Annotated in this window: 14 protein-coding genes; 4 read left to right on the top strand and 10 right to left on the bottom strand. The window is 71.2% G+C overall.

Annotated features, from left to right (window positions below; all coding sequences use genetic code 11):
- Positions 1–820: 820 nt before the first annotated feature.
- Positions 821–2770: an ABC transporter ATP-binding protein gene (locus ACZ60E_RS26720; RefSeq protein WP_469443689.1), complete on the bottom strand. Its 1950-nt coding sequence runs from the start codon at positions 2768–2770 to the stop codon at positions 821–823.
- A 189-nt stretch (positions 2771–2959) separates the two neighbouring features.
- Here ACZ60E_RS26720 and ACZ60E_RS26715 point away from each other — a divergent pair, with 189 nt between their 5' ends.
- The 3 genes from ACZ60E_RS26715 (at position 2960) to ACZ60E_RS26705 (ending at position 7316) form a co-directional block, all read left to right on the top strand.
- Complete coding sequence (locus ACZ60E_RS26715) at positions 2960–3922, top strand: lysylphosphatidylglycerol synthase transmembrane domain-containing protein (protein ID WP_469443687.1); 963 nt, start codon at positions 2960–2962, stop codon at positions 3920–3922.
- 697 nt (positions 3923–4619) lie between these two features.
- A complete protein-coding gene (locus ACZ60E_RS26710) occupies positions 4620–5693 on the top strand; it encodes a mechanosensitive ion channel family protein (protein ID WP_384811923.1) in 1074 nt (357 codons plus the stop codon).
- A gap of 48 nt (positions 5694–5741) precedes the next feature.
- Complete coding sequence (locus ACZ60E_RS26705; RefSeq protein WP_469443685.1) at positions 5742–7316, top strand: FGGY-family carbohydrate kinase; 1575 nt, start codon at positions 5742–5744, stop codon at positions 7314–7316.
- 30 nt (positions 7317–7346) lie between these two features.
- Here the strand turns inward: ACZ60E_RS26705 and ACZ60E_RS26700 are convergent, their stop codons facing one another.
- The 9 genes from ACZ60E_RS26700 to ACZ60E_RS26660 form a co-directional block, all read right to left on the bottom strand.
- On the bottom strand, positions 7347–8681 hold the full coding sequence (locus ACZ60E_RS26700) for an MFS transporter (protein WP_469443683.1): 1335 nt from the start codon (positions 8679–8681) through the stop codon (positions 7347–7349).
- A gap of 204 nt (positions 8682–8885) precedes the next feature.
- On the bottom strand, positions 8886–9848 hold the full coding sequence (locus ACZ60E_RS26695; protein WP_469443681.1) for a catechol 2,3-dioxygenase: 963 nt from the start codon (positions 9846–9848) through the stop codon (positions 8886–8888).
- Between the two features lie 78 nt (positions 9849–9926).
- A complete protein-coding gene (locus ACZ60E_RS26690) occupies positions 9927–10970 on the bottom strand; it encodes a 4-oxalomesaconate tautomerase (RefSeq protein ID WP_469443920.1) in 1044 nt (347 codons plus the stop codon).
- Between the two features lie 62 nt (positions 10971–11032).
- Positions 11033–11785, bottom strand: coding sequence for a 4-carboxy-4-hydroxy-2-oxoadipate aldolase/oxaloacetate decarboxylase (locus tag ACZ60E_RS26685; RefSeq protein ID WP_469443680.1), 753 nt, complete (start codon positions 11783–11785; stop codon positions 11033–11035).
- On the bottom strand, positions 11782–12531 hold the full coding sequence (locus ACZ60E_RS26680) for a PIG-L deacetylase family protein (RefSeq protein ID WP_469443677.1): 750 nt from the start codon (positions 12529–12531) through the stop codon (positions 11782–11784). Before ACZ60E_RS26680 ends, ACZ60E_RS26685 begins: the two co-directional genes overlap by 4 nt.
- Positions 12532–12594: 63 nt before the next feature.
- Positions 12595–13245 carry a GntR family transcriptional regulator gene (locus tag ACZ60E_RS26675; protein ID WP_469443676.1) on the bottom strand — a complete coding sequence of 217 codons (651 nt, stop codon included), beginning with the start codon at positions 13243–13245 and terminating at the stop codon, positions 12595–12597.
- Between the two features lie 458 nt (positions 13246–13703).
- Complete coding sequence (locus ACZ60E_RS26670; RefSeq protein WP_469443674.1) at positions 13704–14477, bottom strand: FAD:protein FMN transferase; 774 nt, start codon at positions 14475–14477, stop codon at positions 13704–13706.
- Complete coding sequence (locus ACZ60E_RS26665; protein WP_469443672.1) at positions 14477–15184, bottom strand: FMN-binding protein; 708 nt, start codon at positions 15182–15184, stop codon at positions 14477–14479. Before ACZ60E_RS26665 ends, ACZ60E_RS26670 begins: the two co-directional genes overlap by 1 nt.
- A 37-nt stretch (positions 15185–15221) precedes the next feature.
- Positions 15222–16508, bottom strand: coding sequence for a ferredoxin reductase family protein (locus ACZ60E_RS26660; protein ID WP_469443919.1), 1287 nt, complete (start codon positions 16506–16508; stop codon positions 15222–15224).
- Positions 16509–16753: 245 nt separating this feature from the next.
- On the opposite strand from ACZ60E_RS26660, the gene ACZ60E_RS26655 reads away from it, so the two are divergent.
- Entirely contained in the window at positions 16754–17473 is a 720-nt protein-coding gene (locus ACZ60E_RS26655; RefSeq protein WP_385832778.1) for a response regulator transcription factor, read from the top strand.
- Positions 17474–17480: the final 7 nt, after the last annotated feature.

Raw genomic sequence — 17480 nt, 5'->3', positions numbered from 1 at the left:
GCACCGGTCCTCCCCCCGGGAGGCACCGCCCCCCGTGTCGCGCCGTTCCCTCTTCTCGGGAGGCCCCCGCCTCCCGCGCATGCCGATTTCGCTGTGCGGGCGTTACTTGGTCGACGCACCCCGGCTACGGCGGACTCGAAGGTCGTGCCGGACTCTCAAGGTGCGCGGAATCCCCTCGGAACCCCGGGTGCTCCCCGCACTCGATGGTTCCTCCCGGGATCCGGGAGTGGATCACTGTCGCGTCGAGGGTCTGGGACGCGACTATTGCTTGTTTGTGGCGCCAAACCTTTTGATCGTTATTTGTCGCCATGTGTCCGAACAGCTGAAGCACGGTCAATCTAGACCATGAGGACCAGTATGTAGAGGGGATGTGTGCAACTTGCGCTCATCTTTTGAGTCTTGAGAGTGCCTTGACGAAAAACGCGTGCCGTGTGACCTGTGAACCGCACCGGGGTCCGTGGAAGCTATGCGCGTTGACTCCAGCCGCCGACTGGGGCCTGCGGTGGGCGTGATGGCCGCTCACGCGCTAGTGGGACGGGGTGCGCCCGGTCGAACCGTGAAAGCGCTGGTAGCCGAACCGGCCGATCCACTTCTTGGTGCCGGGACGGAAGCCGGGGAGGCCGCGGGAGGGCCCGCGGCGCTTGATCAACTCCCTTTCGCAGGAGCCGATCCGGGCTTCGGGAGCACCCGCTCCGAGGCGTCGCCGACCGTACCGATCAAGTCGCCGACGCCGTTCTCGAGGAGCCGTTCGTTGAACATGAAAGGCCTGTAATGACCGCCCGCGTCCGAATGACGAACCGCTCGGGCCCTCACAAGTGGCCTACGCGACCGCTTCTCCCGCAACCGCCCCTCCCGCACCGGCGATCCCGGTCACGCCGGCCCCGTCCGTGCGGGCCCGGCCGTCGCGGACCGGCCTGTCGAACTGGGTTCGGTACAGCTGTGCGTACCGGCCGCCCGCGGCCAACAGCTCGTCGTGCGTGCCGCGTTCGACGATGTGGCCCGCCTCCACCACCAGGATCAGATCGGCGGCCCGTACCGTCGACAGCCGGTGGGCGATGACGACGGCGGTGCGTCCCTCCAGGGCTTCGGCGAGGGCCGCCTGGACGGCGGCCTCCGAGGTGTTGTCCAGGTGGGCGGTGGCCTCGTCGAGGACGACGACGCGCTGGCGGGCGAGGAGCAGCCGGGCGATGGTCATGCGCTGGCGTTCGCCGCCGGAGAGCCGGTAGCCGCGCTCGCCGACCACCGTGTCGAGGCCGTCGGGCAGGGAGCGCACGAGGTCTTCGAGGCGGGCCCGGCGCAGTACGTCCCACAGGTCGTCCTCGGCGGCGTCCGGCCGGGCGAGGAGGAGGTTGGCGCGGACCGACTCGTGGAAGAGGTGGCCGTCCTGGGTGACCATGCCGAGGGTCGCGCGCATCGACTCGGCGCTCAGTTCGCGGACGTCGACGCCGCCGATGCGTACGGTGCCTTCGTCGGCGTCGTACAGCCGGGGCAGCAGCGCGGCGACGGTCGACTTGCCCGCGCCGGACGAGCCGACGAGGGCGACGGTCTGGCCGGGTTCCGCGCGGAAGGAGATGCCGTGCAGGACCTCGGCGCCGCCCCGGGTGTCGAGCGCGGCGACCTCCTCCAGGGAGGCGAGGGAGACCTTGTCGGCGGACGGGTACGCGAAGCGGACGTCGGTGAACTCGACGGAGGCCGGCCCCTCGGGCACCGCGCGGGCGTCCGGCTTCTCCTCGATGAGCGGCTTCAGGTCGAGCACCTCGAAGACGCGCTCGAAGCTGACCAGGGCGCTCATGACCTCGACGCGTGCCCCGGCGAGCGAGGTGAGGGGCGCGTACAGGCGGGTCAGCAGCAGGGCCAGCGAGACGACGGCGCCCGGTTCCAGGCTGCCGCGCAGGGCGTACCAGCCGCCGAGGCCGTAGACCAGCGCGAGGGCCAGGGCGGAGACGAGGGTGAGGGCCGTGATGAACACGGTCTGCGCCATCGCCGTGCGCACCCCGATGTCCCGTACGCGGCGGGCGCGGGCCGCGAACTCCGCGGACTCCTCGGCGGGCCGGCCGAAGAGTTTGATCAGGGTGGCGCCGGGCGCGGAGAAGCGTTCGGTCATCCGCGTGCCCATCGCGGCGTTGAGGTCGGCGGCCTCGCGCTGGAGTTTCGCCATGCGCCTGCCCACCCGGCGGGCCGGGATCACGAACACCGGGAGCAGGACGAGCGCCAGCAGGGTGATCTGCCAGGACAGGGTGAGCATCACGGCGAGCGTGAGCAGCAGGGTCACGACATTGCCGACCACTCCGGAGAGGGTGTTGCTGAAGGCGCGCTGGGCACCGATCACGTCGTTGTTGAGACGACTGACGAGCGCGCCCGTACGAGTGCGTGTGAAGAACGCGACCGGCATGCGCTGCACATGATCGAACACGGCTGTCCGCAGATCTACGATGAGTCCCTCGCCCAGCGTCGCGGAGAACCAGCGGCTCACCAGGCCGAGCGCCGCCTCGGCGAGCGCGATCACCGCGATGAGCAGGGCGAGCCGGACGACCGTCGCCTCGTCGCCGCCGGCCACGATCGCGTCCACCACACGTCCGGCGAGGACCGGCGTGGCCACGGCGAGCAGGGCCGTCGCCACGCTCAGCACCACGAACTGTCCGATCCGGCGCCGGTGCGGGCGGGCGAATCCGGCGATACGTCGGAGGGTGACGCGGGCGAAGGGCCGGCGCTCCCGCTGGGCGTTCATGACGCTGTACAACTGCGTCCAGGCTGTCGTCTCCATACTCATGGGACCGACCGTAGAACCTCAAGTTTTCTTGAGGTCAAGGGAATCACGATGACACTCACCGAAACGAATTACCTTCCCGGCATCCCGGCCCCCGCCGAGGCGGGCGACGCGAGGCCGTGCGCAGCGTGTCAGCCCGTGTCCCCGTGTCCGCAACCCCCCGTTGGTGCGGCACGGAAAGCCTCTTGCGATGTGACGGTCGAACGGCTCCCCCACAGCCTCCCCAGACGCCTTCCGGTCCGGCAGATCCTCTGTCTGCTCCCGCTCGCCCTCGTGGCCGTGGTCGCGGTGCAGCACCGGTCCGTGCTGGCGGAGGGCTTCGGGTATCTCGCCTCGGCGAAGTGGCCCTGGCTGCTGGCCGCTGCCGCCGCGACCTGTATGACGTGGGTGGCGGCCTCCGTCACCCGGCAGGGCGCCCTCGTCCAGAAGCTGCCCAAACGGCGGCTGCTGGCGACGCAGTTCGCGGCGGGCGCGGCCAACCACCTCCTGCCGACGGGCCTCGGCGCGAGCGCCGTCAATCTGCGGTTCATGACGGTGTGCGGGGTTCCGCTGGCCCGTTCGTCGTCCGCGCTCGCGCTGTATCTGCTGGCGGAGTCCATCGCACGGGTCGGGCTGCTGCTGGGCCTGCTGATCGCCTTCCCCGACGCGCTGCGGGTCGGCGGTCTCCTCCCGGACGGCGCGGTGGGACCGCTGCTGCTCACCGTCGGCGCGGTGGTGCTCGTCGCGGTGACGGTCCTGCTGCTCGTACGACGGGTGCGTACCGCCGTGTTCTCCTTCCTGCGGACCGCGCTGGGCGAGGCCCGGTCGGTGCACACGCGGCCCGTTCGCGCGCTGGCGCTGTGGGGCGGCTCGTTCTCGTTCCCCGTCTTCCAGGCGGCGGGGCTGGCCGCGGTCGGCCAGGCGCTGGGGCTGCCGGTGCCGCCGCTGCACATCGCGGTCGCCTACCTGGCGGCCACGGTCGCCGTCGCGCTGGTGCCGACGCCGGGCGGGATCGGCTCGGTGGAGGCCGCGCTCATCGTGGCGCTGGTCGCGGCGGGCGGGCCTGCCGCCCTGGCGACGGCGGTGGTGCTCGCGTACCGCATCATCACGGTCTGGCTCCCGCTGCTGCCGGGGGCGCTCACGCTGGGCGCGCTGGTGCGGCTGAAGATGATCTGAGCGGGTGCGCTGGCCGCTTGGTGGAGTGTCGTGGCGGTTGCGCTGGGCCGCTTGCTGAAGTGTGGCGGCTGCGGGTGCGCTGGGCCGCTTGCCGAAGTGCCGCTTGCCGGAGTGTCGCGGCTGCGGTTGCGCTGTGCCGCTTGCGGGAGTGTCGCGGCTGCGGGGGGTGTGTGGCTGGCCGCGCCGTTCCCCGCGCCCCTGAAGGCGGGGCTGCGCCCCTGCCTTCCGCGCACCGCGCCCCGCGCCCCTGAAGGCGGGGCTGCGCCCCTGCCTTCCGCGTACCGTTCCCCGTGGACCTGGAGGCGGGGCTGCGCCCCTGCCTCAGGGCGGTCCGTGACGTGTGAGGTGCCTGTGTCGATGGATCCAGGCCAACTTGGTACCTGGCCCGGAACAGCCTCGCCGTCGGCCCGCCGGGGCGGGCGGCAGGGCGGACTCGGTTCCCGTACCGGCCGGAGCGGGCGTCAACAGGCGCGGAGATGTACCGAGTTGGCGCCGTTGTCCGTGGGAGATGGCCTGACCTGTGCGGCTGCGCCGCGAAGCACCCGCACGCATGTAGCAAGATGAGCCAGTCCCGCCGGTCGACACCATGTCAGGACCGACGGGGCGGCACATCCCGGAATCGAGCAGCAGGTGGCTACCAGGTGACGACACACATGACGGGCGTACGCCCTCTCCCCCGCACGACGGGAGGCAGTCGGTGAACCGAGACCTCACTGCCCACGACTGGATCCTGGCAGGCGTCTGGCTGATCGCCGGGCTCGTGGCGACCGTCCTGCTCCGCTTTCTGCTGCGCTGGCTGGGCAAGCACGCGACCCGTACCCGGTGGACCGGCGACGACGTCCTCGTCGACGCGCTGCGCGCGCTGGTACCGGTCGCGGCGATCACCGGCGGAGTGGCCGCCGCGGCGGCGGCACTGCCGCTGTCCGGCAAGGTCAACCACACCGTCAACCAGATCCTGACGGTCCTGGTCATGCTCGCCGCCACCATCACCGTGGCCCGTGTCCTCGCCGGTCTGGTGCGGGCCGTCACCCAGTCCCGTTCCGGTGTCGCCGGATCGGCCTCGATCTTCGTCAACATCACCCGGGTCGTCGTCCTGGCCATCGGCTGCCTGGTCGTGCTGCAGACCCTGGGGATATCGATAGCCCCGCTGCTCACGGCCCTGGGCGTCGGCGGTCTCGCGGTGGCGCTGGCACTCCAGGACACCCTCGCCAACCTCTTCGCGGGCATCCACATCCTCGCCTCGAAGACGATCCAGCCCGGCGACTACATCCGTCTCACCAGCGGGGAGGAGGGGTACGTCGTCGACATCAACTGGCGCAACACCGTCGTACGCAACCTCTCCAACAACCTGGTCATCATCCCGAACGCCCAGCTGTCCAGCACCAACATGACCAACTACAGTCGGCCGGAACAGGAGATGACCCTGATGGTGCAGGTCGGCGTCGGTTACGACAGCGACCTGGAGCACGTGGAGCGCGTCACCTCCGAGGTCGTGACCGAGGTCATGACGGAGATCGACGGCGCAATGCCCGAGCACGAACCCGCCATCCGCTTCCACACGTTCGGGGACTCGCGGATCAGCTTCACGGTGATCCTGGGCGTCGGCGAGTTCAGCGACCAGTACCGGATCAAGCACGAGTTCATCAAGCGGCTGCACAAGCGGTACCGCCTCGAAGGCATCCGCATCCCCTCCCCCGCGCGCACGGTCGCGCTCCAGCAGAACGGCGTGGCGATTCCCCCGCAGCGCGACGGTTCCCTCTCCCTCCCGTAGAACAGGGAGGACGGAGAGAACGTCGAGACGAAGGCGGGGCGCGGGGACATGACGGTGCTCGGGGTCGACATCGGTACGTCCAGCAGCAAGGGCGTGCTGGTGGACGAGGACGGAACGGTCCTCGCGACGGCCGTACGGCCGCACACGGTCGACCGGCCGCGCCCCGGGCACGTCGAGATGGACGCGCGGGTGTGGTGGGACGAGTTCGCCTCCCTCGCCCGGGAGTTGCTGAAGTCCCCGCACGACGGCGTGTCCGTCACCGCGGTCGGCGTCAGCGGGATGGGCCCGTGCGTCACGCTCACCGACGCGGCGGACACCCCGCTGCGTCCGGCGATCCTGTACGGCGTCGACACCCGCGCCACCGAGCAGATCGCCCGTCTGGAGGCCGAGTTGGGCCGTGACGCCGTACTGCGGCGCTGCGGCTCCCTGCTCTCCACCCAGGCCGTGGGCCCCAAGATCGCCTGGCTGGCGGAGCACGAACCGGAGACGGTCGCGCGGGCCCGGCGCCTCTACATGCCCAGCTCGTACCTGGTACGGCGGCTCACCGGGGCCTACACGCTCGACCACCACTCGGCGAGCCAGGCCGTCCCGCTGTACGACTCCGTCGCCCAGGAGTGGTACGCGCCGTGGACGCGGCACATCGCACCCTGGCTGGAGCCGCCCCGGCTGCTGTGGCCCGGGGACATCGCCGGGCGGGTCACGGCCGAGGCCGCGGACGCCACCGGCCTGCCCGTCGGAGTCCCGGTGATCACCGGCACGGTCGACGCCTGGTCCGAGGCGCTGAGCGTGGGGGCCCAACACACCGGTGACCTCATGCTCATGTACGGCAGCACCATGTTCCTGATCCACACCCTGGCCGACCGTCTGCTGGTGCCCGAGCTGTGGAGCACGGTCGGGGCCCTGCCCGGCACCCGCAGCCTCGCGGGCGGCATGGCCACGTCCGGCGTGATCACGGACTGGCTGCGGGAGTTGTCCGGGGCACCCGACCACGCGACCCTGCTCGCCGAGGCCGCGGCGTCCGGGCCGGGTGCGCGCGGGCTGCTGATGCTCCCGTACTTCGCGGGCGAGCGGACGCCGGTGGCCGATCCGCACGCCCGGGGTGTGATCGCCGGGCTGACGATCGAGCACACCCGCGGCGATCTCTACCGCGCCGCCCTGGAGGCCACGGCCTTCGGTGTCCGGCACAACGTCGAGGCGATGCGCGCGGCCGGGGCGGACGTCCGCCGGGTCGTCGCCGTGGGCGGCGGCGTCCGCGGCGGCCTGTGGACCGGGATCGTCTCCTCGGTGACCGGCCTGGAGCAGGAGGTCAGGACCGTGTCGCTCGGCGCGAGTTACGGGGCCGCGTTCCTGGCCGCCGACGCGGTCGGCGACCCGCGCATCGACGCGTGGAACCCGGTACGCGAGCGGGTCGCCCCCGACCCGCTCCTGCGCGCCCGCTACGACGAGTTGTACGCCCTGTATCTCGGGCTGTATCCGGCGACGCGGGACATCTCCCACGCGCTGGCCGGACACCAGCTGTCCGGACACCAGCTGTCCGGACACCAGCTGTCGGGAGACGGGCCGTCCGTCGACAGGCAGTCCCGCGACGGGCAGTCCGGTCGCCGGCGGGACGCCCACGGCTGAGCGTCCCGCACGGCGGCCCTCACCGTGGGCTCAGTGGGCGGTGACCAGCCCCTGAGGCGTGTCGCTCCCCGCCGCCCGCTTGGCGCTGCGCAGCGCGGCGATGCCGATGAAGACCATCGACGACAGGCCCGCGATCGCGAAGGCGGTGAAGCCCCAGTCGCCGTTCCCGGCGGCGAGCAGCTGCCCGCCGAGCCAGGGCCCGAACACCGCGCCGAAGCGGCCCATGCCCGAGGTCCAGCCGACGGCGGTGGCGCGGCTGTCGGGGGTGGAGCGGATCGAGACCGTCGCGTAGATCATGACCTGGGCGCTGTTGAGGAACACCCCGGTGAGGAAGACGACCACGAAGGTGAGCTCCAGCGGCATGTGGACGCTGAGCAGGAAGACCCCGGCGGCGGTCAGCGCGAACCAGAGCGAGGAGATGCGCGGGGCGCCGAACCGGTCGGCGGCCCGTCCGGCGACCAGCATCCCGACGATGCCGCCGAGGTTGAAGAGGACGACGAAGGTCAGGGCCGAGCCCAGTTCGTACCCTTCGCCGCGCATCAGCGTGGGCAGCCAGGTGGCGACTCCGTAGACCAGCAGCAGACCGCCGAAGGAGGCCAGCCAGTACAGCAGGGTCTGGGTCCACTCGCCGCCGCGGAACAGGTTCGCGAGGGCGTTCCAGCGGTCACCCGCGGCCTTCTTGCCGCTCTCGGCGGGCAGTTCGACCTCGAAGCGGCCGGCCAGTGCGCGGGCCTCCTCGGTGCGGCCCTTGGCGACGAGGAAGCTCAGCGACTCGGGCATGAACTTCGCGAGGGCCGGGACGAAGAGCAGCGGGACCACGCAGACCCAGAACGCGGCACGCCAGCCGAGGGGTTCCACGATCCACAGGGCCACGTAGGCGGAGAGGATGCCGCCCGCGTGGTGGGCGGTCATCAGCAGGCCGATGGTGAGGGCGGCGCGGGTGCGCGGGGCGTAGTCGGAGACCATGCTGATCGCGGTGGGCAGCAGCCCGCCGAGACCGACACCGGCGAGGGTCCGGCCGAGGCCGAAGACCGCCACGCTGCCCGACAGGGCGCAGAGGCCGGAGGCCAGCGAGAAGAGCGTGACGCAGGCGACCATCAGCTTCTTGCGGCCCACCCGGTCGGCGACGGTCCCCGCGGTCAGCGCGCCGATCAGCATGCCGAAGGTGGCGTAGCTGCCGAGGTCGCCCGCCCGGTCCGGGGTGAGGCCGAGGGACTTCTCGGCCAGCATGTGCGGCAGCACGGAGCCGTAGATGAACATGTCGAGGCCGTCGAAGAGCACGGCCAGCCAGCACAGGCCCAGGACCAGGAGGGCCATTCTGCTGCCGCGTGAGGACAGGGCGAAGGAGGAAGAGGAGGGGGACATCGTTGTTCCTCTCGTCCAGGAGTCGGGTTCCTGGAGGGGATTCGGGAGGTGGGCCGCGCGATCCGTGCGACTGACGGCCGACGGCTGACCCGGTGATGCGCTTGACGCTAGGAATCCGCCCTATGATTGTCAACGTTTTTGTCAACAATCATAGGAACCGACGGGGTGGGCGGTCGCCGGAACGGCAACCGGTGGCGTGGCGGCCTACGGAGCGGATACCGGCGGAGTGCCGTGGGTGTGGAAGGACTCGATGGTCTTGAGACCCCACGCCTGGCCCTTCTTGCGCTCGTTCTCCGTCCAGGTGACCAGCGGCCAGTCGGGGGCCAGTACCAGCCTGGTGAGCGGGTTGCACAGTTCGATCCGGTTGCCGCCGGGCTCGTACACGTACAGGAAGAACGTCTGCTGGATGGCGTGCTTGTGCGGGCCCGTCTCGATGAACACACCGGTGTCCAGGGCGAGATCGGCGGCCCGCAGGATGTCCTCACGGGTGTCCGTGGCGAACGCGATGTGGTGCAGGCGCCCGGTCGAGCCGGTCCAGTCCTCGGTGTAGACGACGTCGTACGACTTGCTGCTGAAGGTCAGCCACTGGGCGGCGATCCTGCCGTCGTCGAGCTGGATCTGCTCGGTCGGGCGGGCGCCGAGCACCTCGTGGACGAAGTCGCCGTTCGAACCGACGTCGGAGGCAAGGAAGTTGACGTGGTCCAGACGGCGTACGCCCACGCCGTGGCCGGGCTTGGCCTGCGGCTGGTTCTTCAGGCCCGGCTTCAGGCCGTCCGGCGCCCTGTACCACTCGCTCTCCCAGTAGAGGGCGATCTCGTGGCCGTCGGGGTCGGTGGTGACGTACAGCGGGCCGAGGCCCGGCTCGTCCTCGACCCAGCGGCCGGTGCGGCCGGCGCTCTCGGCCTCCTTCACCCGGCGCTGGAGCGCCTCCTCGCTGGAGGCGCGCAGAGCGGTGCGGCGGATACCCGATGTCTCGTGCGCGGTCAGGACGAGGCTGTGGTGTTCGTAGTCGTCCCAGGTCCGCAGGTAGACGGAGGTCCCGTCCGCCGAGCGGCCGTTCTCGGTCAGCCCGAGGTACTGGGTGAAGAACCGGACGCTGGCGTCCAGTTCGGGGGTGAGCAGTTCGACGTGCCCGAGGTGGGCGATGTCGCCGAGCGGCGGGGCCATGAGGCCTCCTCAGGGGTGGGGTGCGGCTCAAGGGCGGTACTCGGCCAGGGTGGTGCGCGGCCAGGGCTGGTGCTCGGCTCAGACGGGCCGGGGGAAGACCGTGCCGTCGAAGATCTTGCGCGCGGTACGGACGACGGCGGTGCGCCGGGCGACGGGCGCGCCGCCCGGGAGGTCGTGGGCGAGGGCCGTCTCGATGTCGAGGAAGCCGGTGGGGTGCTCGATGCGCATCCGGTCCCCGTGCTCCGGCACGCTCGCCACGCCCTCCCCGACCCCTCCCTCGATACGTAGTCCCGCGGCGACGCTCGCCGCGCCCAGGACCCCGATCGAGGTGTGGCAGCGCACGGGTATGAAGGTGCGCGTCATGACCGCGCCGCCGTCCGACGGGGTTGCGAGCAGGCTGAGTTTGGGCACGGTGGTGTTCTCCACATCGCCCAGGCCCATGAGTTTCCCGGCCTCCAGCCTGATCTCCCTCAGCCGGTCGGCGAGTTGCCGGTCGGCCTCCAGGTCGGCGGGCTCCTCGTAGCCGGTGACACCGAGCGAGGACGCCGCGATCAGTACGGTCGGCATGCCGTTGTTCACGCACGTCACCGGGGTGCCGGCGACGAGGTCGCGCGCACGGCCGGTCGGCAGCAGCGGGCCGGTCCCCGGCGGGAACTCGATGACCACCGGCGCGGCGGACCCCGGTACACCGGAGATCTCCGCCGAGCCGGAGTAGTCGACGCGCCCGCCCGGCGTGGGGAACTCCGCGACGGCGAGGTCCCCGGTGTTCAGCATGCGGATCCGTACGGAGCTACGGTCGCCGTCCGCCGGGACCAGACCGCGCTCCACGGCGAAGGGGCCCACGCCCGCGAGGAGGTTGCCGCAGTTCTGACGGTCACTCACCTCGGGCTTCTCTACGCCGACTTGGAGGAACAGATAGTCGACGTCCGCCTCCGGGTCGGCGGACACGGAGACCACCGCCACCTTGCTGGTCAGGGGATGCGCACCGCCCAGGCCGTCGATCTGCCGCGGGTCGGGGCTGCCCATGATCCGCAGCAACAGGGCGTCGCGCGGGGCGGGTTCGGCGGGCAGGTCCCCGGCGAGGAAGTAGGCGCCCTTGGAGGTACCGCCGCGCATGAGCATGCAGCGCACCTCGTCGGTACGGACTCCCGTGGGGGCCTGCGTACGGGGATCGGCGGCGCCGGTCACGACCCGCCTCCGTGCCGCTCACCGCGCCGCCCGCCGTCCCGCTCCCCCTCGCGCTCCCGCTCGTACTCGTCGTACGACTGGTAGGAGACACCGAGGCGTACGAGGGTCTCGCGCAGGCCGTAGCGGTCGAGGCCGAGCTGGCCCTCCTGGAAGGCGGCGCGGGCCCCGGCCTCCTTGGCCTCCCGGGCCTCGGACGCCTCGGCGGTCCTGCGGGCCCGCTCGCGCGGCACGCACACCACGCCGTCGTCGTCGGCGATGATCACGTCGCCGGGACGGATCACCTGGCCGCCGACGACCACCGGCACGTTCACGCTGCCGCCGGTCGCCTTGACCGTGCCCTGCGGGCTGACCGCGGCGGACCAGGCGGGGAAGCCCATCTCGCGCAGCTCCACGGTGTCCCGGATGCCCGCGTCGATGACCAGGCCGCGCACTCCGCGCCGCTGCAGCGCGGTGGCGAACAGTTCGCCGAACATGCCGTCGGTGGAGGGCGAGGTGGTCGTGACGACCAGGATGTCGCCCTCGCCGCACTGCTCGACGGCCGCGTGGATCATGAGGTTGTCGCCGGGCCAGGAGAGCACCGTGACCGCGGTGCCCGCGACCCTGGTGTCCTGCTGGACGGGGCGCAGATGGGTGCCGAGCAGGCCGGTGCGGCCCATCGCCTCGTGCACGGTGGCGACTCCGTAGGCGGCGAGCGCCTCGACGTCCTTCGCTTCCGCCCTGGGCGGGTCGGTGACGATCACGCCGCTCATGCCAGCTCCCCTGTGACCTGCGGATAGGGCCGCATGTACGCCTCGGCCATGGTCTTGTGTGCCAGACCCAGATTGGGTCCGGCGTTGCGCTTCAACTGGACACCGCGGCGGACGGCGAGGTCCGTGTAGTAGTCCCACAGGTGCTGCTGGGCGGCCAGGCACTCCATCGCCTTGCGCTTGGTCTCCCAGACCTCCGAGATGTCGAGGAGCACCTGCGGCTTGAAGCCGCACATCTCGGGCTGGTGGGGCTCGAAGAAGAACACCGGCGGGGCGCCGATGATCTCCCCCTCGGCCGGGTAGCCGATGGCCTGCGCGAGGACACGGGCGTCCAGGGCCATACGTGCGGCGGCCGGGTGGTCGCCGTTGTAGGGGTCGTCGAGCGGGTGCGTGAGCACGACGTCGGGCTGGGACGCGCGGTAGACGCCCACCAGACGGTCGGTCAGTTCCGGGGTGACGGTCAGGGGGTAGTCGCCGGCGTCGAAGAAGACGACCTCGGCGCCGAGCGCGGCGGCTGCCGCCTCGGCCTCGCCGCGGCGGATCCCCTTGATCTCCTCCAGGGACTTGCCCGCGCGCCACGCCTTCGCGGACTCGCCGCGCTCGCCGTAGGTCAGGCAGGCGATGGTGACCTTCTCACCGCGGGCGGCGGCGAGGGCGATGGCTCCTCCCGCCCGCCACACGAAGTCCCCGGCGTGGGCGGTGACGACGAGCGTCGACCGTGGGGTGTTGGGCGCGTTGCCGTGGGTCATACCTGCAATCTCCTTGCTGGACAGGCCGGTTGACCCACCCCGCGGCGTCATGCACGCGTTACGTCATTCACGCAGCGCGTCGATCACACCCGCGAGGTGGGAGCGGACGGCCTCTTCGGCCGCCTGCGGGTCCCGGGCCCTGATCGCGTCGATCATGGCCAGATGCTCACTCAGGGACTTCTGGGGGCGCCCCGGGCGCAGCGCGAGCTGGAAACGGTGGCGTACCAGCTGGGCGTTGAGCCGTTCCAACAGTCCCACGGCCACCTGTTGGCCGCTGAACTGCCGGATGTGGGCGTGCAGTTCGTGGTTGAGGTCGGAGTAGGTCACCGGTTCGCCGTCGGCGACGGCCTTGGACATCGCCTCGCCCAGGGCGGTCAGCTGGTCCAGCTGCTCGTCGGTGGCCTCGACGGCGGCCTTGCCCGCGCACAGTCCTTCCAGGACCATGCGGCACTCGGTGATGGCGACCGCCTCCTCCACGGTCACCACGCGGACGCGGGAGCCGCGGTTGCGGATGCGTTCGACGAGCCCTTCCGACTCCAGCTCGATCAGGGCTGCGCGGACACTGGCCCGGGTGACCTCGAACTGCTCGGCGAGTTCGTTCTCCACGAGGCGTTGGGCCGGGGCCATGTCGCCCTGCAGGATGGCTTGCCGCAGCTGCGTGAGCGCATGCTGCTTGGCTTGCTCTCCGGTGCTCGGACGGGCTTCTTTCGGCATGTGCGCCCTCCCTGAGTGAGTGCGTGTCGAACCTAAATCTAGACGAACAAGATTGTCAACAATTTTGTTCGTGATTTGGCTCGACATGCCCCTGCACCTCACGGCGGCTTGTCCGTCACCTGCGGCCCGGTGGGGGCTGATCGCGCAGTTCCCCGCACCCCCGCCCCGTCAGGGGCGCGAGGAACGGCGCGGGCAACGTCACACCGGCCCGCAGCCAACGTCACACAGCCATCAGACGGCGCCCCTCAGGGGCGCGGGGAACTGCGCGACCAGCCACAACGCACCCGCAGCCAGCGACAGCCAGTCGCCACGCGGCGCCCCCAGGGGCGCGAGGAACGGCGCGGGCAACCCCCACCGGCCTGCGGCCAACGACAGCCGGTCGTCGGACCGCGGCCTTCAGGGGCGCGGGGAACGGCGCGGCCGACCCCCACCCACCCGCACCCGACGATGGTGGGCAGTCATCCGTTGGGAAAACCCGCGCTGCGCAGAACCCCCCGCCCCGCGTCCACCGCGAACACCTCGCACCCCCCACGCGCCGCAGCCCACTCCACCCCTTCCGCCCCCATCGCGAAGCCCGCCGTCGCCACCGCGTCCGCCTCCGTCAGGGTGGGCGCCACGACGGTCAGGCTGAGCAGCCCGGTCGCCGGCAGACCCGTACGGCCGTCGAAGATGTGGTCCCCCCGCTCGTACCGCCCGGACGTGGCCACCGCCCCCTCCGCGACCTCCGCCACCGCGCAGACGCGATCGGCCCGCTCGGGATGCCGTATCCCGATCCGCCAGGGCCGGCCCGCCGCGACCACGTCACCGCCCGCGTTGAGGCAGAACGTGGTCACCCCCGACGCCCGCAGCAGCTCGGCCCCACGCTGGACGGCCCAGCCCTTGACCATGGCGCAGGGATCGAGCCCCCGGCCGGGCAGCCGCACCTGGAACGCGCCGCCGCTCTCGACCCGGTACCGCTCGCACAGGTCGAGGACCTCGACGAGATCCGGGCTCAGCCCGTCGTCCGCCAGTTCGCCCCGGTCCAGCCGGGACACCTCGCTGTCGGGCAGGAAGGGGCTGAACCGCGCGTCGACCTCACGCAGCCAGGCGAACACCCGGTCCGCGGCGTCGACGGCGTCCCGGGCCGGGACGCCGTCCTCGATCCGCAGGGAGATCGGCAGCCCCATGATCTGCTCGACCCGATGGACCGGGCCGGTCACGGAGGCTTCGACACCGGGTACGACCACTGTCATCAGCCCCTCGCGTCGAGGGCCGCCTGCAGCGACTCGACGTATCCCTCGCTCGTGATCGTCGCGCCGGACACCGCGTCGATGTCGGCGCTCTGCGCCTCAAGCGTCGACGCGATGAGCTTCGGCACGGCCGCCTCGGTCTGCGGATGGTTCGGCTGCTGGAGCATCCGTACCGAACCGATGGTGTCGCCGTCGAAGGTGACCTCGACCTGGACGGTGCCCTTCTCGGTGTTCACCGCGGACCCCGCAACGACCTGGGACGCGGCGGCCGACGCGGACGGCGAGGAGGAGGCCGCCGCGGCGGACTCGGCCTGCGCGTCGATGGCGGCCTGCAGCGACTCCCGGTAACCGTCGCTGGTGATCGTCGCCCCGGACACCGTGTCGACGTCGGCGCTCTGCGCCTGGAGCGTCGACGCGATCAGCTTCGGCACGGCCGCCTCGGTCTGCGGATGGTTCGGCTGCTGGAGCAGCTTCACGGCCGTGATCTTGTCGCCGTCGAAGGTCACCTCGACCTGGACGGGACCCTTCTCGGTGTTCACCGTCGTGCCCTTGACCACCTGGGACGAGCCGTCCCCGGAGGAGGACGCGGAGGGCGTCGAGGCGGGCGCCGAGGCCTCGGTGGTCGTCGTCGTGCCGTCCGAGGGGGCGTAGCGCCACACCGGGATCAGGCCCGCGACACTCAGGACCAGGACAGGTATTGCTCGCTTCACGATGTCTCTCTCATCCTCATCCCGCTCACGGTGTCTCTCAGCCCGCCAGGCTGAAGCGCTCGAAATGGATCTGCGGCTTGGGTACGCCCAGCTCGCGCAGGCTGCCGAGGACCGCGTTCATCATCGGCGGCGGCCCGCACAGGAAGACGTCCCGGTCGTTGATGTCCGGCACGAGCCGCGCGAGCTCGTGCGGTGCCAGCTTGTCGGGGCTGACAGGACCGGACACCAGGTGCAGCTCGGCACCCTTGGCGTGGGCGAGTTCGCGCAGTTCCTCGTACAGGACCGCGTCCCGGTCGGAGCCCACCCGATAGATGACCACGGCGTGCCCGTGCAGTTCCTCCAGCAGGGCCCGGATCGGGGTGACTCCGACGCCGCCGGCGATGAGTACGGCCTCGGAGCGGGTGCGGTGCATCGCGGTGAAGGCGCCGTACGGGCCCTCGGCGAAGACCCGCGTGCCCACCTTGAGGTGTCGCAGGGCGGCGGTGCCGTCACCGGCGGTCTTGGCGGTGAGCCGCAGCGAGCGGCCGTCGGGGGCCGCCGACAGGGAGAACGGGTTGGCCTGCCACCAGCGGTCCCTGGTGAGGAACCGCCACAGGAAGAACTGCCCGGCGCGGGCCGGCAGCCGGTCGAGGTCGCGTCCCGTGATGTAGACGGACACGACGGTGTCGGACTCGGGCACCACGGCGGAGACCCGCAGCTGGTGGCGCATGTTCCGCCACAGCGGCAGCACGACCCGGCCCAGGAGCACCGCGCCGAGGGCGACGCCCCACAGCACGTACCAGTACGTCGTGGCGGCGGACGACGCGGTGAACGTCGTACCGGCCGCGACCTGGTGCGTGAACGCCAGCACCACCGCGACGTACGCGTACAGGTGGATGAAGTGCCAGGTCTCGTAGGCGAGCCTGCGGCGGGCGAAGCGGGCCGAGACCCCGCCGATCACGAGGATCAGGCCGAGCGCGACGATCGCGCGGAACACGCCCTCGACGGTCTGCCCGAGGTCGATCAGCTGGTTCACCGGGTCCATCGAGGACGACTGGGCGTAGCCGAAGGTGATGAACACGGCGTGCCCGAGCAGGGTGATGAGCAGGCCGAAGCCCACCCAGCGGTGCCAGGAGGTCAGCCGGTCCATGCCGATACGGCGGTCGAACCACGGCAGCCGGGCGACCAGCAGCAGCTGGAAGGCCATCAGGAGCGCGCCGTACAGGCCAGCGAGTCTGCCCAGCACGATGAGGGCGTTCGAGGCGAACCCTGCCTGGATGAAGAACACGGTCACGACGACCACGTTCAGGGCCAGCACGCCGTACAGGCCGGCGCGGGCCACCATCTTGGGGCGCACCGCCGCGGTAGGCGGCGGAACGGTCGTCTGGACAGTCGTCACGGACGGCAACTCCTTGATCGGGTCCTCGGACCCTCGAATCGGGCCCTGGATCCTCATTCGGGTCCTGGGACTCCGAGCCTGCCTCGCCAACCCTGTCGTTTTCCTGTCGATGAACTTTCAAGTGTTTATCGATCTGGTCCCGGAGGGTCCTCGCCCATGACGCATCCGGCCACGTGAAGCACTATGGGCACGTGGAAAAAGTACGGCTTCTCGTCGTGGACGACGACCCGCCCATCGCCGACCTGGTCGCGACGGTCGCCCGCTACGAGGGCTGGGAGGCGGTCACCGCGAACTCCGGCGAGGAGGCGCTGCACCGCGCCGCCGAGTTCCACCCGGACATCGTGGTGCTCGACCTGATGCTGCCGGGGCTCGACGGTTTCGCCGTCCTGGACCGCCTGCGCCTCTCCGGAACGATGGTCCCGGTGGTCTTCCTGACCGCCCGGGACGGCGTGGCGGACCGGGTCGCGGGCCTCACCAGGGGCGGCGACGACTATCTCGTCAAACCGTTCGCGGTGGAGGAGCTCATGGCCCGGCTGCGGACCGTGCTGCGCCGCAGCGCGGGACCCGCCTTCCAGCGGTCCGTGCTGACGGTCGCGGACCTCACGATGGACGAGGACACCCGCGAGGTGCGCCGGGGCCAGCGGCTGCTGACGCTCACCCCGACCGAGTACGAGGTCCTGCGCTACCTGATGCGCAAGTCGCCCACCGTGCTGACCAAGGCCCAGATCCTCGACCACGTCTGGGAGTACGGCTTCGGCGGCCGCTCGAACGTGGTGGAGCTGGTCATCAGCCGCCTGCGCCGCAAACTCGACGGCGACCCCGACACGACCGCCGACGCCAAGGACGACGAGCCGCAGCTGATCCACACCGTCCGGGGCGTCGGCTACGTCGTCCGGCAGGTCACCGAGTGATCGGCCG

Source organism: Streptomyces sp. NPDC102514, from assembly GCF_055584525.1.
The sequence above is the reverse complement of the archived record's forward strand: the minus strand, read 5'-3'. Positions and strand labels throughout refer to the sequence as shown.